Genomic DNA, 16,154 nt, shown 5'->3' with positions numbered 1-16,154 from the left:
CGGGGGGCGCCCCCGGCCGAGGGCTGGGGGAGGGAGACCATCAAGCGTAACCCGGCCGGAGCACTCCCCCGCCCGCGAGGAAGCCCACGGTGAACCGGCCTGCCGCGTGAACCGGCCTAGACCTCCATCGACGCCCGCGTCGCCTTCCACATCTCCGGCAGCGCCTCCTCGGAGATCTCCGCCCGGCGCTCCTCGCGGCCGTACAGCAGCCCGTAGGTGAAGGTGCTCTCCCCCGCCGCGTGCGCCACGGCCGAGAGCTCGCGCAGGGTCTGGCGGGCCATGACGCTGTCCTGGTGCTCGCCGAGCAGGCTCTGCAACGCCTTCATGCACTTGGCGAGTCTCTTGGCCGCACCGCCGATCGCCGGGGTGGCCGTCTCCGCCGCGTAGCGGGTCCGCTTGGCCTTCTTGCGCGCCTCGTGCACGGATTCGTCGCGATCGTGGCCGGGCGGCTGCTCCATGGCCTCTTCGACCAGCGCAGACACCTTCGCGAAGTCCTTGCGCACGGCCTTGGCGAGCACCTTGTCCGGTTTCCTGGCGGCCGCCTTCAGCGTCGGCGGGTCGGCGACCACGGCGTCCAGGGTGTCCAGGAGCGTCAGATAGCGCTGCGAGTCGAGTACGCCGAACAGCAGGCGGCGGGAACCGTGCTCCCCTGCCTTGGCCCAGGTGCGCAGCCGGTCGTGGACCGGGCCGGAGACCAGGATGGGGGGCAGTTCGTCGAGGGCCCCGCCCAGCCGCTCGACGAGCACCTCGTGGTCGCGGCCCACGCCCAGCTCCCCGGCGAGCCATTTCAGTTCGGCGCCGATGGGGTCGGTGACCTCCCGGTCGAGGACCGTGCGGAAGGAGCGGAACGTGCTGCGCAGCCGGCGGGTGGCGACCCGCATGTCGTGGATGGCGTCCGGGGCGTCCTGGCGCACGGCCGGGTCGAGTTCGACGATCGCGTCCCGCTGGGCGCGGATGTACGCGAGGACGTGGTCGCCGGCGGTGACGGGTTCGGCGGGGGCCGGGTCCTTCGGCCGGGGATGTCCGCCCTTCGTCTCAGCCAGGGCCCGCGCGAGTTTCGACGCCGACTTCGACGGCCGTACGCCTGCCTTGCGCAGCCGCTTCTCCACCTTGTCGAGGAGTGCGGGGTCGCCGCCGTCGGCGAGCTCCACCTCGATCTCGGTCCATTGGGCGCTGCCCTCGCCGCCGAACAGCCGGTCGGCGCGTACGGCGTCCACGCTGGCCTCGGCGAGCAGCCGTCCCTTGGCGTCGAGGAGGTCGCGGACGTCCCGGCTGGAGCGCAGTCGCACCACGGGTACGAGTTGTCCTTCGCGGACGCGGGAGCGGACCAGTCCGGCGAGTTCGTCGGGTACGGCGTCGGAGAGCGGGGCGCGGATCTCGTCCCGGACGCCCGGTCCCACCGGCAGTTTCAGGTGCCAGCCGGCGTCCGAGCCTCCGGTGCGACGGCGCAACGTGATCGAGGCGGAGGCCAGGCGCAGGTCGGAGGTGTCGTAGTAGGTCGCGTCCAGCTCGACGACGCCTTTGTCGAGGACGGACGCGACGCCGCCGGCACCGGTCAGATCAGGCAGTCCACTGTCGTCGGATTCGTACTTGCGCTCGATCTCGCGTTTCGTCTCCGTCATGAATCGAACCTAGTCCGAGTCGGGTCCGAAGGGCAGTGCGCGAAGGATCCGAATCGCGGCCGCCGGGCGAAAACAGAAGGTCCAGGGCCTGTCCGCGCCGCTACGCCGACATGGGCCGTTGCACCCGGATGGACTGGAGCAGCCCCACCGCGACCCAGACCGCGAACATCGACGTGCCGCCGTAGGAGACGAACGGCAGGGGCAGACCTGTCACCGGCATGATCCCCAGGGTCATCCCGATGTTCTCGAAGGACTGGAAGGCGAACCAGGCCACGATGCCCGCGGCGACGATCGTGCCGTACAGCTCGGTCGTCTCACGCGCTATGCGGCAGGCGCGCCAGAGGACGACGCCGAGCAGGACGATGATCAGGCCCGCGCCCATGAAGCCCAGCTCCTCACCGGCGACGGTGAAGACGAAGTCCGTCTGCTGTTCGGGGACGAACTGGCCCGTGGTCTGTGAGCCGTGGAAGAGCCCGGCGCCGGTGAGACCGCCGGAGCCGATCGCGATCCGCGCCTGGTTGGTGTTGTAGCCGACGCCGGCCGGGTCGAGGCTGGGGTTGGCGAAGGCGGCGAAGCGGGCGATCTGGTAGTCGTCCAGGATGTGCAGCTGCCAGACGGCGATGGCGCCGGCCGCGCCCGCGCCGAGCAGTCCGAACACCCAGCGGTTCGAGGCGCCGGAGGCCAGCAGCACGCCCAGCACGATCATCACCATGACCATGACGGACCCGAGGTCGGGCATCAGCATCACGATCAGCATGGGAACGGCGGCGAGCCCGAGTGCCTGGAGCACCGTGCGGTGGTCGGGGTGGAGCTTGTCGCCCGCATCGACCCGGGCCGCGAGCAGCATCGCCATGCCCAGGATGATCGTGATCTTCACGAACTCCGAGGGCTGGAGCGAGAAGCCTCCGCCGATCACGATCCAGGAGTGGGCGCCGTTGACCGTCGAGCCCAGCGGGGTGAGTACGGCCAGGATCCCCATGAGCGAGAGTCCGTAGAGCACCGGTACCGCGTTGCGCAGGGCGCGGTGGCCGAGCCAGACCGTGCCGATCATCAGGCAGATCCCGATGCCGGTGTTCATGAGGTGACGGATGAGGAAGTAGTACGGGTCGCCCTGGTTGATCTCGGTGCGGTTGCGGGTCGCCGAGAAGACCAGGACCGAGCCGATCAGCGACAGGGCGATCGCCGACATCAGGATCGGCCAGTCCAGTCGCCGGGCCAGCGAGTCACGGGCGAAGACCCGGGTCCAGCCGGCCCGCTCGGGCCCGTATCCCGAGACGGAGAAACCGTTCGCGCCGGTCATGTGCACATCCTCCGGCTTCCCCTCTTCCGCCGTCGCCTGCGGGTGTCGCGGTTGGTGCTGGTGTTCTGCTGCGCGGTGGCCGCCGGCTGAGTGCCGTCGGGCTCCGGCGCGGTCTCCTGGCTGGCGCGCTGCTCCTTCGCCGGGTCCTTGGAGACCTTGGGGGACTTGATCGTGCCGTCCGCCTGGACCTTGGGCAGGCCGGCTTGCGGGGTGGGCAGCAGGGCGTTCTTCTTGTCGATCGTGCCGTCGTCGGAGACGCCGTACATCGCGTTGTAGATGTGCCGCACGGCCTCACCGGAGGCGCCCGAGCCGGTACCGGCCTGGGCGATCGTCATGATGACCGTGTAGTCCTTGCTGTACGTGGCGAGCCAGGACGTCGTCTGCTTGCCGTAGACCTCCGCGGTACCGGTCTTGGCGTGCAGCGGGATCTCTTCCTGGGGCCAGCCGCCGAACTTCCATGCGGCGGTACCGCGGGTGACCACGCCTTCGAGGGCGGTGTCCATGCCCTTGATCGTCGCCTGGTCGACCGGCAGCTTGCCCTGGACCCTGGGCTTGATCTCCTTGACGGTCTTGCCGTCGGCGCTGACGATCGCCTTTCCGATGGTCGGGGAGTACATCGTGCCGCCGTTGGCGAGCGCCCCGTAGATCACCGCCTCCTGGACCGGGGTGACGAGTGTGTCGCCCTGTCCGATGGAGTAGTTGATCGAGTCGCCCTCGCGCATCTTGTTGCCCTCGAGGCAGTTCTCGTACGCGATCTTCTCGACGTAACTGCCGTCCTTCTTGCCGTACTTGCACCAGGAGTCCTTGTTGGCCTTCCAGTAGGACTCCTTCCACTGGCGGTCCGGAACCCGGCCGGTGACCTCGTTGGGGAGGTCGATGCCGGTCTCCTTGCCGAGGCCGAACTGGTGCGCGGCCTTGTAGAAGTAGTCCTTGGGCTCACCCTTCTTCGGGTTGATGCCGCCGTCCTTCTTCCACTCCCGGTCCGCGAGGCCGTAGAAGACGGTGTCGCAGGAGACCTCGAGGGCCCGGCCGAGCGAGATGGGGCCGAAACTCTCCCCCTCGAAGTTCTTGAAGACCTGGCCGCCCACCGAGTACGAGCTGGTGCACGGGTAGCCGCCGTCCCACTCGTAGCCCGCCTCGACCGCGGCCGCCGTGGAGACCACCTTGAAGGTGGAGCCCGGCGCGGACTGACCCTGTATGGCCCGGTTGAGCAGCGGGTAGTCGGAGTTCTTGCCGGTGAGCTTCGTGTAGTCCTTGGCGGAGATGCCGCCGACCCAGACATTGGGGTCGTAGGCCGGGGCGGACGCCATGGCGACCACCCGGCCGGTCTTGGCCTCCATCACCACGACCGCTCCGGAGTCGGCCTTGTAGTTCTCACCGGTGATCTTGTCGAACTGCTGGCGGGCGATCTTCATCGCGTTGTTCAGCTCGTACTCGGCGACCCGCTGGACGCGGGCGTCGATGCTGGTGACGAGATTGGAGCCGGGCCGGGCCGCGTCCGCCTCGGCCTCGCCGATGACACGGCCGAGGTTGTCGACCTCGTAGCGGGTGACGCCGGCCTTGCCGCGCAGCTCCTTGTCGTACTGGCGCTCCAGGCCGCTGCGGCCCACCTGGTCGGAGCGCAGGTAGGGCGAGTCGGTGTCCTGGGCCTTGGTGAGTTCCTCGTCCGTGACCGGGGAGAGGTAGCCGAGGACCTGGGCGGTGTTGGCGTTGCCGGGGGCCGCGTAACGGCGTACGGCCTCGGGTTCGGCGGTGATGCCGGGGAAGTCCTCGGCGCGTTCACGGATCTGGAGGGCCTGCTTGGCGGTGGCCTCGTCGGTGATGGGGATCGGCTGGTAGGGCGAGCCGTTCCAGCAGGGCTGCGGGGTCTTCGCGTCGCACAGCCGGACCTTCTGCGCGACCTCGTCGGGCTTCATGCCGAGGACGCCCGCGAGCTTGGCCAGGACCGCCTTGCCGTCGTCCTTCTGCTTCAGCAGGTCGGTGCGGGAGGCGGAGACCACGAGCCGTGTCTCGTTGTCGGCGAGGGGCACCCCGCGCGCGTCCAGGATGGAGCCGCGCACCGCGGGCTCCACGACCTGCTGGACGTGGTTGCCGGAGGCTTCCTTGGCGTATGCCGCACCCTCCCGGATCTGGAGGTACCACAGGCGGCCGCCGAGCGTGCCGAGCAGGGAGAGGACGAGGATCTGGATCACGACGAGCCTGATCTGGACCCGTGGTGTCCGACCGGTCTCGGGAATGTTGGTCACTTCGGCTCGCTCCCCCTCTCGGTGCGCGGACGTGTGTGCGCGAACGAATGATGAACGATCAGCCTGTGAGGCCTCGTTCCGCCGCGGCTTCCCCGTTCGAGTGATTCATCCATAGGCGCGCTGCGCGCCCGGGCACCCGCGCTCACAGCCGCTTGACCCCCTTGATGCGCCCCGCCCGGGTCGCCCGTGACTTGGCGGCCTTCAGCTTGAGCCCGCCGCGCTGCCCGCCGATCCTCAGCCCGGTCCCCGAGGAGAGCCAGCCGGACGAGATGTCCGGGCTCTTGGCCGCGGAGTTGGTATCCGCGAGGGGGTCGTTGTCGGCGCGTCGTGCCAGGAACATGATCGCGGGGACGATGAACGGGGCCAGCAGCAGGTCGTACAGGGCGGCCGTGAACAGCAGCCCCGTGAGGCCGACATGGCGGGCCGCGGTGTCGCCGACGAGGGCGCCCACCCCGGCGTACAGCAGGGTGGAGCCGATGGCGGCGCCGACGACCACGACCATCGGGCCGGTGGCCGACTTGATCTGTCCGCTCTCGGGCTTGATCAGTCCGGCGAGGTAGCCGATCACGCACAGCACGAGGGCGTAGCGCCCGGCGGCGTGGTCGGCGGGCGGCGCGAGGTCGGCGAGCAGACCGGCGCCGAAGCCGATGAGGGCGCCGCCGACATGGCCGTAGACCATGGCCAGGCCCAGGACGGTGAGCAGAAGCAGATCGGGGACGGCGCCGGGCAGGTGCAGGCGGGCGAGGACGCTCACCTGGATGACCAGGGCGACCACGATCAGCGGGACGGAGAGCAGGATCCGGTTGACGCGCATGGGGGTTGTCAGCTCCTACTGCTGCTGGCCGTCTACGGGTGCGTTCGCGTTCGGAGTGACCGTGACGGTCACCGTCGGCGTGGGGACCGGTTTGGGCTTCGAGGGGAGCACGGTGTCGCGCGGGTCCTTCTTCGGGGCCTCGACGACCACGCCCACGATGTCGAGCTTGGTGAAGCTGACGTACGGGGTGACGTAGAGGGTGCGGGTGAGGTCGCCGCCCGAGGGGTCGACGCGGGAGACGACGCCGACCGGGACGCCGGGCACGAAGGGCTTGTCGGCCTGCGATCCGAAGGTGACCAGCCGGTCGCCCTTCTTCACGTCGGCCTTGCCGTTGAGGAGTTCGACGCGCAGCGGCCGGTCGCCCTGTCCGGAGGCGAAGCCGAGCTCGTCGGACGCCTCCATCCTGGTGCCGACGGTGAAGTCGGGGTCGTTGGCCAGCAGCACGGTCGCGGTGTGGGGGCCGAGGGTGGTGACCCTGCCGACCAGCCCCTCCCCGTTCAGGACCGTCATGTCGCGCTTGACGCCGTCGTTCGCGCCGACGTCGATGGTGATGGTCCAGGAGAAGCCCTGGGCCGCTCCTATCGCGATGACCTCCGCGCCCTTGATGCCGTACTGGCCGGTGCCGGCGATCTTCAGCATCTTGTCGAGCTGCGTCAGCCGGCTGCGGTTGCGGTCGTCGCTGCCGAGCTTCGCCTTGAGAGCCGCGTTCTCCTTCTCCAGTGCGGTGAGCCGGTCATGGCGCTCACCGGAGTCACGGACCGCGGAGACGGCGTTGCCGACGGGATCCACCGCCGACGCCACGCCGTTCTCGATCGGTCCGAAGGCGGCGGCCGCGGCCTGCCGGGCGCCGTCGACCGGGGAGTCCTCCCCGCCCCGGATGTCCACCGTGATCAGCGCGAACGCTACGGCGATCAGCAGCACCAGGAGCAGCCGGCTCTCTCGTGTGTCCCTCACGTGCGGCGGCCGTGCCCTTCCTCGAGAAAAAAACCAAGAACAGGAATCAGTGAGCGGGTGTCAGAAGACTGGTGTCAGAAGGCGGGTTCGGAAAGCCGGTGGGTCCGGATGCGGGTGACGGGTGTCGCGGAGCGGGTCGGGAATTGGGGTAGCCCCGGGCCAGGATGACCAAGGGCGCTTTGTGGGAGCTTATGCCTGAATGCCAACGATCCGCCGCGCGAGAGGAGATCATCCCGTACGGCGGAATCGAAGCGTTACGTCATCTGCGGGGCGCCGCGTCCAGGACCTGCTGGAGCGCCTCGAACTCCTCCACGCACTTCCCGGATCCGAGCGCCACGCTGTCCAGCGGGTCCTCGGCGATGTGGATGGGCATGCCGGTCTCCCGGCGCAGCCGTTCGTCCAGACCGCGCAGCAGGGCTCCGCCGCCGGTCAGGACGATTCCGCGGTCCATGATGTCGCCGGACAGCTCCGGCGGACACTTGTCGAGGGTGGTCTTCACGGCGTCGACGATCGCGTTGACCGGTTCCTCGATCGCCTTGCGCACCTCGGCGGCCGAGATGACGACGGTCTTGGGCAGCCCGGAGACGAGGTCGCGGCCACGGATTTCGGTGTGCTGGTCGTCGTCGAGGTCGTATGCGGAACCGATCGTGATCTTGATCTGCTCAGCCGTCCGCTCACCGAGGAGAAGGGAGTACTCCTTCTTGATGTGCTGGATGATCGAGCTGTCCAGCTCGTCACCCGCGACGCGGATGGACTGGGCGGTGACGATGCCGCCGAGCGAGATGACCGCGACCTCCGTGGTGCCGCCGCCGATGTCCACCACCATGTTGCCCGTGGCCTCGTGGACCGGCAGGCCGGAACCGATGGCCGCGGCCATGGGCTCCTCGATGATGTGCACCTGACGGGCGCCGGCCTGGGTCGACGCCTCGATGACGGCGCGGCGCTCGACGCCCGTGATGCCCGAGGGCACACAGACGACGACCCGCGGACGAGCCAGATACCGCCGCTTGTGGATCTTCAGGATGAAGTAACGGAGCATCCGCTCGGTGATCTCGAAGTCGGCGATCACGCCGTCCTTCAGCGGACGCACGGCAACGATGTTGCCGGGCGTGCGCCCGATCATCTTCTTGGCTTCGGCGCCGACCGCGAGGATGCCACCGGTGTTGGTGTTGATCGCGACGACGGACGGCTCGTTGAGTACGATCCCGCGACCCCTGACGTACACCAGCGTGTTGGCGGTCCCGAGGTCGACAGCCATGTCACGGCCGATGAACGACATTGAGTTCCCCATCAGGATTCGACTGGCCTTCCATGAGCTTTGAGGGCTTATCAGGTCGGCGAGGTGGGTGCTGTGACGTGAAGGCTTCCATCGTAAACGCGCCTGCACGGACACGGCGGAGCGGTCTCCGCCATTGTTTGCAGATGCTGTGTGGGTTCGCTTCTGGAGACGGGCGTTCGGGGGCTCACGTTCCCTCGATCGCCCGTTTCAGCCGCGTGGGCCCGCCGTGGAATCAGGCTCGGCCGGGGAAGAAGATCTTCACCTCGCGCTCCGCGGACTCCTCGGAGTCGGAGGCGTGGATCAGGTTCTCGCGCACGATCACACCGAAGTCGCCGCGGATGGAACCGGGGGCGGCGGCGATCGGGTCGGTCGGACCGGCGAGCGCGCGCACACCCTCGATGACCCGCTCACCCTCGACGATCAGCGCGACGACCGGGCCGGAGGCCATGAACTCCACCAGCGGTTCGTAGAAGGGCTTGCCCTTGTGCTCGCCGTAGTGCTGCTCCAGCGTGTCCTGGTCCAGGGTCCGCAGTTCCAGCGCGGTGATCTGCCAGCCGGCCTTGCGCTCGATGCGGCTGAGGATCTCGCCGGTCAGGCCACGACGGACGGCGTCGGGCTTGAGCAGGACGAGGGTGCGCTGGCTCACGAGGTGACTCCTTCTACGGCCGGAGTGTTTCTACTGCCGGTGTGTGCGGTGGGATGAGGTTACAGGGCGTTTCCGGACAGCTGTCACGCAGCGTCAGCGGTATCCGGAGAGGTCGCGGCGGCCTGGGCGGCGAACCGCGCCTTCGCCTCGTCGATCTTGCGCCCGAAGTGCACGGACGCCCACCACAGGGCGGCGAAGAGCACCCCCAGGAAGAACATGATCGGGACGACGAAGCCGGACGCGACGAGCGCGATCTGGAGCGCCCAGCCGAGGGCGACGCCCCCGGGCCGGGTGACCATGCCGCACAGCAGGACGCTGATGAGCATGGCGATGCCGCACACCGTCCAGACCGTGGACGTGGAGAGATCGGCGTCCTTCATGGCGACCAGACCGGCGAAGCCGATGACGAAGAACTCGCCGATCAGGGTCGAGGAGCAGAGCGTACGCATGGGGGAACCTCAGCCCTTCCCGAGGAGCAGCCGGGCCTCGCCGACCGTGATGACGGAACCGGTGACCAGCACCGCGCCGCCCGCGAACTCGCCCTCCTCCTCGGCGAGCGTGACCGCCGCCTCCAGAGCGTCGGGCAGCCTCGGCTCGACCTGGACGCGGTCGTCGCCGAACACCTCGACGGCGATCGCGGCCAGCTCGTCGGCGTCCATCGCGCGATGGCTGGAGTTCTGGGTGACGACGACCTCCGCGAAGATCGGCTCGAAGGCCTCCAGGAGCCCTCGTACGTTCTTGTCGCCGCTGGCCCCGACCACGCCGATCAGCCGGCTGAAGTCGAATGCCTCACCGACGGCCTCGGCGGTGGCGCGGGCGCCGGCCGGGTTGTGGGCGGCGTCGAGGACCACGGTCGGGGAGCGCCGTACGACCTCGAGGCGGCCCGGCGACGAGACGGCCGCGAACGCCTTGCGGACCGTTTCGGTGTCGAGCGGCTCGGGACGCTGCGAGCCGACGCCGAAGAACGCCTCTACGGCGGCGAGCGCCACGGCCGCGTTGTGGGCCTGGTAGGGGCCGTGCAGGGGCAGGTACACCTCGGGGTACTCGCCGCCCAGGCCGCGCAGGGTGACCAGCTGCCCGCCGACGGCGACCTGACGGGCGACGACCCCGAACTCCAGCCCCTCCCGGGCCACGGTCGCGTCGACCTCGACGGCCTTCTTCAGCAGCACCTGGGCCGCGTCGACGGGCTGCTGGGCCAGGATGACGGTGGCGTCCTGCTTGATGATCCCGCTTTTCTCGGCGGCGATCTCGGCGGTCGTCTCCCCCAGCCGGTCGGTGTGGTCGAGGTCGATGGGGGTGACGACGGCGACGTCACCGTCGATGACGTTGGTGGCGTCCCACTCCCCGCCCATCCCCACTTCCACGACGGCGACGTCCACGGGCGCGTCCGAGAAGGCGGCGTACGCCATGCCGGTGAGCACCTCGAAGAAGGACAGCCGGTACTCCTGCATGCCGTCGACCATCTCGACGTACGGCTTGATGTCCTGGTAGGTCTCGATGAACCGCTCGGCGGAGATCGGCGCGCCGTCCAGGCTGATGCGCTCGGTGACCGACTGGACGTGCGGGCTCGTGTAGCGGCCGGTGCGCAGCTCGAAGGCGTTCAGAAGGGCCTCGACCATGCGCGCGGTGGACGTCTTGCCGTTCGTCCCGGTGATGTGGATCGAGGGGTACGAGCGCTGCGGGTCCCCCAGTACGTCCATCAGCGCGGCGATGCGGCTGACCGAGGGCTCCAGCTTGGTCTCGCCCCAGCGGGTGGCCAGCTCCGCCTCGACCTCGCGCAGGGCCTTGTCGACCTCGGGGTCCTCGGGACGCGTGGGCACATCGGCCTGCGGCGCGCCGCCCTGGGTGCGCAGGGTGCGGCTGCCGGCTTCGATGACCGCGAGATCGGGGTCGCGGTCGGTCTCCTCGGCGATGATCTCGTCGAAGGGATCGAGGGGGTCGAAGGGGGCGGGCAGGTCGTCTGGGTTGCCGTTCGGGGGGAGCTCGCTCACGGGGCCAGTCTACGGACGGCCGGTGACAGACGTGGGCGAAGGCCCCCGGAACCGTAACGGTCCCGGGGGCCTTCGTCGTCATGGCGCGGTAGTGGGCCTCACGCCTGGGGGAGGCGCTCCAGCTGGGTCTGGATCCGGGCGATGTCCTCGTCCGCCTTGGCGAGGCGGCCGCGGATCTTGTCGACCACGTTGTCGGGGGCCTTCGCGAGGAACGCCTCGTTGCCGAGCTTGGCGTTCGCCTGGGCCTTCTCCTTCTCGGCCGCCGCGAGATCCTTGGCCAGGCGCTTGCGCTCCGCGACCACGTCGATCGTGCCGGACAGGTCCAGCGCGACCGTGGCGCCCGCGACGGGCAGGGTCGCCGTCGCGGAGAAGCTCTCGCCCTCCGGCTGGAGACGCAGGAGCTGGCGGATGGCGGCCTCGTGGGGCGCCAGCGCCGTGCCGTCGAGGGTCAGTCGGGCGGGGACCCGCTGGCCCGGCTGGAGTCCCTGGTCGGCGCGGAAGCGGCGGACCTCGGTGATCACCGACTGGAGGCTCCCGATCTCCTTCTCGGCGGCCGCGTCGCGGAAACCGCTGTCCGTGGGCCACTCGGCGACGACGACGGACTCGCCACCGGTGAGCGTGGTCCACAGCGTCTCCGTGACGAACGGGACGACCGGGTGCAGCAGCCTGAGGGTGACGTCGAGGACCTCGCCGAGGACCCGGCCGGAGACCTTCGCGGGCTCCCCGCCGGCCATGAACGTCGTCTTGGACAGCTCGACGTACCAGTCGAAGACCTCGTCCCAGGCGAAGTGGTAGAGCGCGTCGGAGAGCTTGGCGAACTGGAAGTCGTCGTAGAACGCGTCGACTTCGGCGACCGTCTCGTTGAGACGGGAGAGGATCCAGCGGTCCGTCGCCGTCATCTCGGACGGGTCCGGCAGGGGGCCCTCGACCGTCGCGCCGTTCATCAGCGCGAAGCGCGTGGCGTTCCAGATCTTGTTGGCGAAGTTCCGGGACGCCTGGACCCAGTCCTCGCCGATCGGCACGTCCGTACCGGGGTTGGCGCCTCGGGCGAGGGTGAAGCGGACGGCGTCGGAGCCGTACTTGTCCATCCAGACCAGCGGGTCGACGACGTTGCCGAAGGACTTCGACATCTTCTTGCCGCGCTCGTCGCGGACCAGGCCGGTGAGGGCGATGGTCTTGAAGGGGGCCTCGCCGTCCATGGCGTACAGGCCGAACATCATCATCCGGGCGACCCAGAAGAAGATGATGTCGTGGCCGGTGAGCAGGACGTCGGTCGGGTAGAACTTCCGCAGATCCGCGGTCTGTTCGGGCCAGCCGAGGGTGGAGAACGGCCACAGGCCGGAGGAGAACCAGGTATCGAGGACGTCGGTGTCCTGGCGCCAGCCCTCACCCGACGGCGGCTCCTCGTCGGGGCCGACGCAGACGACCTCGCCCTCGGGGCCGTACCAGACCGGGATGCGGTGGCCCCACCACAACTGGCGCGAGATGCACCAGTCGTGCATGTTGTCGACCCAGTCGAAGTACCGCTTCGACATGTCCTCGGGGTGGATCCTGACCCGGCCGTCGCGGACCGCGTCACCGGCCGCCTTGGCCAGCGGGCCGACCTTGACCCACCACTGGAGCGACAGGCGCGGCTCGACGGTGGTCTTGCAGCGCGAGCAGTGGCCGACGCTGTGGGCGTACGGCCGCTTCTCGGCGACGATCCGGCCCTGGGAGCGCAGGGCCGCGACGATGGCGGAGCGCGCCTCGAAGCGGTCGAGTCCCTCGAACGGGCCGTGGACGGTGATGACCGCCCGCTCGTCCATGACCGTGATCGACTCCAGGTCGTGGCGCCGGCCGATCGCGAAGTCGTTCGGGTCGTGGGCCGGGGTGACCTTGACGGCGCCCGTGCCGAACTCGGGGTCGACATGGGTGTCTGCGACGACGGGGATGGTGCGGTCGGTGAGCGGCAGCTTGATGCGCTTGCCGACGAGGTGCCGGTAGCGCTCGTCGTCGGGGTGGACGGCGACCGCGGTGTCACCGAGCATCGTCTCGGCGCGCGTGGTGGCGACGACCAGCGTCTCCTCGCCCTCGCCGTACTTGATGGAGACGAGTTCGCCGTCGTCCTCCTGGTACTCCACCTCGATGTCCGAGATGGCCGTCAGACAGCGCGGACACCAGTTGATGATGCGCTCGGCGCGGTAGATCAGCTCGTCGTCGTAGAGCTTCTTGAAGATGGTCTGGACGGCCTTGGACAGGCCCTCGTCCATGGTGAAGCGCTCGCGGTCCCAGGCGACCCCGTCGCCGAGCCGGCGCATCTGGCCGAGGATCTTGCCGCCGTACTCCTCCTTCCACTGCCAGACCCGCTCGACGAACTCCTCGCGGCCCAGGTCGTGGCGGGACTTGCCCTCCTCGGCGAGCTGCTGCTCGACCTTGTTCTGGGTGGCGATGCCCGCGTGGTCCATGCCGGGCAGCCACAGGGACTCGTAGCCCTGCATGCGCTTGCGGCGGGTGAGGGCGTCCATGAGCGTGTGCTGGAAGGCGTGCCCGAGGTGCAGGCTGCCGGTGACGTTCGGCGGCGGGATGACGATCGTGTACGGAGGCTTCTCGCTCTTCGCGTCGGCCTCGAAGTAGCCCCGCTCCACCCAGCGCTCGTACAGCGGCCCCTCTACATCGGCCGGCGCGTACTGGGTCGGCAGTTCGGTGTGGGGCGCTGATGGCTGCTGCTGAGCGTTCTCGGTCACGGGCCCAGTTTAGGGGTGTCACGGGGCCGTCCCGAAACGTGTTTCCTCTGTAACGGTGGGGGCCCCGCCGCCATGCAGGTGTTGGCTTTGAGCCAGGATGTGAAAATCACATAAGCATCTGGAGGGGAACCCAGAGATGAGTCACAACCAGCCGGGCCCGTACGGCGGGCAGCCGCAGCAGCCCGGACCGTACGGCCAGCCGGGCCCGTACGGCCAGCCGCCGCAGGCCCCCCAGCCCGGCTATGGCTACCCCCAGCAGCCCCCCGCCCCCCAGCCCGGCTACGGCTACCCGGCCCCGCCCCCGCAGGGCGTCCCCCCGCAGACCCCGCCCTACGGCCAGCAGCCGCCGTACGGCCAGCAGCCCGCGCCTCCCTACGGTCAGCCGCCCGCCTACGGCCAGCCGCCCTACGGCGTCCCGCAGCCCCCGGCGCCGGGCGGCGGCGGCAAGAAGGCGGGCCTCGTCATCGGCGCCGTCGCGGTCGTCGCGGCCATCGGTGTGGGCGCGTACTTCGTGCTCGGCGGAAGCGGGAGCGCGGGCGGCCTGAAGGACGACGGCGCGCACAAGCTGGACACGCCCGCGACCGTCCTCACCGATTACAAGAGGGCCTCCAAGGAAGGCGCGAGCGCGCGCGACGACTCGGCCGCCGACCTCGGGAAGAGCGGCGTCAAGAACGGCAAGAGCGTGATCGGCATCTACTCGACGGCGGACCTGACCGGGTACGACCCCTCGGACCCGAGCACCGTTCCCGACGCGTCCGAACTCGCGACGGCCAAGGGCATCACCTACGCCGGCGCCTACGGGACGATCGCCGACCCCGAGAAGGCGCTCGACCTCTTCTTCGCCAACTTCAAGAAGTCCTCCGAGAGCAGCGCCTCCGGCAGCGGCGGCACCGCCACGAACGCCAAGCTGGTCGGGGAACCGGAGAAGGTCGACCTCGACGGCGCCGTCATGAAGTGCCAGGCCGCCAAGGGCACGGACGTGGCCACCAAGCAGGAGAAGACCGACTGGTTCTGCGCCTGGGCCGACTACAGCACCATCGCGATGGTCTCCCCCGGTGACGCCACCAAGGGCATCACCAAGGACGTGGCGATCGACATCACCACGAAGCTGCGTGACCAGGTCCGCGTCAAGGCCTGACGCCCTGGAGCACCGCCGCCACGACGAAGGGGCCCCGGCCGGTCGACCGGGGCCCCTTCGTCGTACGGGTGGGGATGAGGCGGGGGCCGTCAGGCCGTCTTCTGCTCGCCCGGGCCGCGACCGCCGCGCGCGTCGCGCGGGATCAGGGTCGGGTTGACGTTGGAGAGGACGACGTCCGCCGTGATGACCACGCGGGCCACGTCCTTGCGGGACGGGACCTCGTACATGACCGCCTGGAGGACCTCCTCCATGATGGCGCGCAGGCCGCGCGCGCCGGTCTGGCGGAGGATGGCCTGGTCGGCGATGGCCTCCAGGGCCTCACGCTCGAAGTCCAGCTCCACACCGTCGAGTTCGAAGAGTCGCTGGTACTGCTTCACCAGCGCGTTGCGCGGCTCGATCAGGATCTGGAGGAGCGCCTCGCGGTCCAGGTTGTGGACCGAGGTGATGACGGGGAGACGGCCGATGAACTCGGGGATCATGCCGAACTTGACCAGGTCCTCCGGCATGACGGCCTCGAACTGGTCCTTGGACTCCAGCTCCCGCTTGGAGCGGATCGTCGCCCCGAAGCCGATGCCCTTGGCGCCGGCCCGGGTCTCGATGATCTTCTCCAGGCCCGAGAAGGCGCCGCCCACGATGAACAGCACGTTCGTCGTGTCGATCTGGATGAACTCCTGGTGCGGGTGCTTGCGGCCGCCCTGCGGCGGGACCGAGGCCGTGGTGCCCTCGAGGATCTTCAGCAGGGCCTGCTGCACACCCTCGCCCGACACGTCGCGGGTGATGGAGGGGTTTTCACTCTTCCTCGCGACCTTGTCGATCTCATCGATGTAGATGATCCCGGTCTCGGCCTTCTTGACGTCGTAGTCGGCGGCCTGGATCAGCTTCAGCAGGATGTTCTCGACGTCCTCGCCGACGTAGCCCGCCTCGGTCAGGGCCGTGGCGTCGGCGATCGCGAAGGGGACGTTCAGCATGCGCGCCAGGGTCTGCGCCAGGAGCGTCTTGCCCGAGCCGGTGGGGCCGAGCAGGAGGATGTTGGACTTCGCCAACTCGATGGCGTCCTCGCGGCTTTGGCCGCCGCCGTTCTCACCGGCCTGGACGCGCTTGTAGTGGTTGTACACCGCTACCGACAGGGCCTTCTTGGCGGGCTCCTGGCCCACCACGTAGCCCTCGAGGAACTCGTAGATCTCGCGCGGCTTGGGGAGTTCCTCCCAGCGGACCTCGCTCGTCTCCGCGAGCTCTTCCTCGATGATCTCGTTGCAGAGATCGATGCACTCGTCGCAGATGTACACACCGGGCCCTGCGATGAGCTTCTTGACCTGCTTCTGGCTCTTGCCGCAGAACGAGCACTTGAGCAGATCGCCGCCGTCACCGATGCGTGCCACGGTGTGCTTCCCCTTCGCCTGGGAGACGACTGGACGCTTACGAATCCAGCGGCTCCTGGTGC

At 69.2% G+C, this 16,154-nt stretch carries 12 protein-coding genes; 1 reads left to right on the top strand and 11 read right to left on the bottom strand.

The genetic code is table 11. The features are described 5' to 3' along the window. Nucleotides 1–116: 116 nt before the first annotated feature. The 10 genes from OHS71_RS26740 to OHS71_RS26695 form a co-directional block, all read right to left on the bottom strand. The gene (locus OHS71_RS26740; protein ID WP_328481873.1) at nucleotides 117–1,622 is read right to left on the bottom strand and encodes a CYTH and CHAD domain-containing protein; all 1,506 of its coding nucleotides are present in this window, start codon (nucleotides 1,620–1,622) and stop codon (nucleotides 117–119) included. Between the two features lie 100 nt (nucleotides 1,623–1,722). Continuing rightward, nucleotides 1,723–2,922, bottom strand: coding sequence for a rod shape-determining protein RodA (gene rodA, locus OHS71_RS26735; protein WP_328481872.1), 1,200 nt, complete (start codon nucleotides 2,920–2,922; stop codon nucleotides 1,723–1,725). Beyond that, complete coding sequence (mrdA, locus tag OHS71_RS26730; RefSeq protein ID WP_328481871.1) at nucleotides 2,919–5,168, bottom strand: penicillin-binding protein 2; 2,250 nt, start codon at nucleotides 5,166–5,168, stop codon at nucleotides 2,919–2,921. The genes rodA and mrdA overlap by 4 nt, the downstream gene beginning before the upstream one ends. Before the next feature lie 142 nt (nucleotides 5,169–5,310). Continuing rightward, a complete protein-coding gene (gene mreD / locus OHS71_RS26725) occupies nucleotides 5,311–5,982 on the bottom strand; it encodes a rod shape-determining protein MreD (RefSeq protein ID WP_328481870.1) in 672 nt (223 codons plus the stop codon). Nucleotides 5,983–5,997: 15 nt separating this feature from the next. Then, nucleotides 5,998–6,936 (bottom strand): rod shape-determining protein MreC, encoded by a 939-nt coding sequence (mreC, locus tag OHS71_RS26720; protein ID WP_328481869.1) that lies wholly within the window; start codon nucleotides 6,934–6,936, stop codon nucleotides 5,998–6,000. A 259-nt stretch (nucleotides 6,937–7,195) separates the two neighbouring features. Beyond that, on the bottom strand, nucleotides 7,196–8,215 hold the full coding sequence (locus OHS71_RS26715; RefSeq protein ID WP_054244925.1) for a rod shape-determining protein: 1,020 nt from the start codon (nucleotides 8,213–8,215) through the stop codon (nucleotides 7,196–7,198). A 232-nt stretch (nucleotides 8,216–8,447) separates the two neighbouring features. After that, nucleotides 8,448–8,861: a nucleoside-diphosphate kinase gene (gene ndk / locus OHS71_RS26710; protein WP_328481868.1), complete on the bottom strand. Its 414-nt coding sequence runs from the start codon at nucleotides 8,859–8,861 to the stop codon at nucleotides 8,448–8,450. Between the two features lie 83 nt (nucleotides 8,862–8,944). After that, entirely contained in the window at nucleotides 8,945–9,310 is a 366-nt protein-coding gene (locus OHS71_RS26705) for a DUF4233 domain-containing protein (RefSeq protein WP_328481867.1), read from the bottom strand. A 9-nt stretch (nucleotides 9,311–9,319) separates the two neighbouring features. Continuing rightward, complete coding sequence (gene folC, locus OHS71_RS26700) at nucleotides 9,320–10,852, bottom strand: bifunctional tetrahydrofolate synthase/dihydrofolate synthase (RefSeq protein ID WP_328481866.1); 1,533 nt, start codon at nucleotides 10,850–10,852, stop codon at nucleotides 9,320–9,322. Nucleotides 10,853–10,950: 98 nt separating this feature from the next. Further along, the gene (locus tag OHS71_RS26695) at nucleotides 10,951–13,575 is read right to left on the bottom strand and encodes a valine--tRNA ligase (RefSeq protein WP_328481865.1); all 2,625 of its coding nucleotides are present in this window, start codon (nucleotides 13,573–13,575) and stop codon (nucleotides 10,951–10,953) included. A 136-nt stretch (nucleotides 13,576–13,711) separates the two neighbouring features. Between OHS71_RS26695 and OHS71_RS26690 the strand changes: the two genes are divergently transcribed. Further along, entirely contained in the window at nucleotides 13,712–14,713 is a 1,002-nt protein-coding gene (locus OHS71_RS26690) for a hypothetical protein (RefSeq protein ID WP_328481864.1), read from the top strand. Between the two features lie 89 nt (nucleotides 14,714–14,802). Here the strand turns inward: OHS71_RS26690 and clpX are convergent, their stop codons facing one another. After that, nucleotides 14,803–16,092: an ATP-dependent Clp protease ATP-binding subunit ClpX gene (clpX, locus tag OHS71_RS26685; protein WP_020127826.1), complete on the bottom strand. Its 1,290-nt coding sequence runs from the start codon at nucleotides 16,090–16,092 to the stop codon at nucleotides 14,803–14,805. Nucleotides 16,093–16,154: the final 62 nt, after the last annotated feature.

It is taken from the genome of Streptomyces sp. NBC_00377 (genome assembly GCF_036075115.1).
GTDB lineage: Bacteria > Actinomycetota > Actinomycetes > Streptomycetales > Streptomycetaceae > Streptomyces.
This window is presented reverse-complemented; position numbering and strand designations above follow the sequence as displayed.

What these genes read in the sequence shown, in the direction of transcription:
- OHS71_RS26740 (WP_328481873.1), bottom strand. Translation starts at nt 1,622, where the DNA reads ATGACGGAGACGAAACGCGAGATCGAGCGCAAGTACGAATCCGACGAC.
- rodA (WP_328481872.1), bottom strand. Translation starts at nt 2,922, where the DNA reads ATGACCGGCGCGAACGGTTTCTCCGTCTCGGGATACGGGCCCGAGCGG.
- mreD (WP_328481870.1), bottom strand. Translation starts at nt 5,982, where the DNA reads ATGCGCGTCAACCGGATCCTGCTCTCCGTCCCGCTGATCGTGGTCGCC.
- OHS71_RS26715 (WP_054244925.1), bottom strand. Translation starts at nt 8,215, where the DNA reads ATGTCGTTCATCGGCCGTGACATGGCTGTCGACCTCGGGACCGCCAAC.
- OHS71_RS26705 (WP_328481867.1), bottom strand. Translation starts at nt 9,310, where the DNA reads ATGCGTACGCTCTGCTCCTCGACCCTGATCGGCGAGTTCTTCGTCATC.
- OHS71_RS26690 (WP_328481864.1), top strand. Translation starts at nt 13,712, where the DNA reads ATGAGTCACAACCAGCCGGGCCCGTACGGCGGGCAGCCGCAGCAGCCC.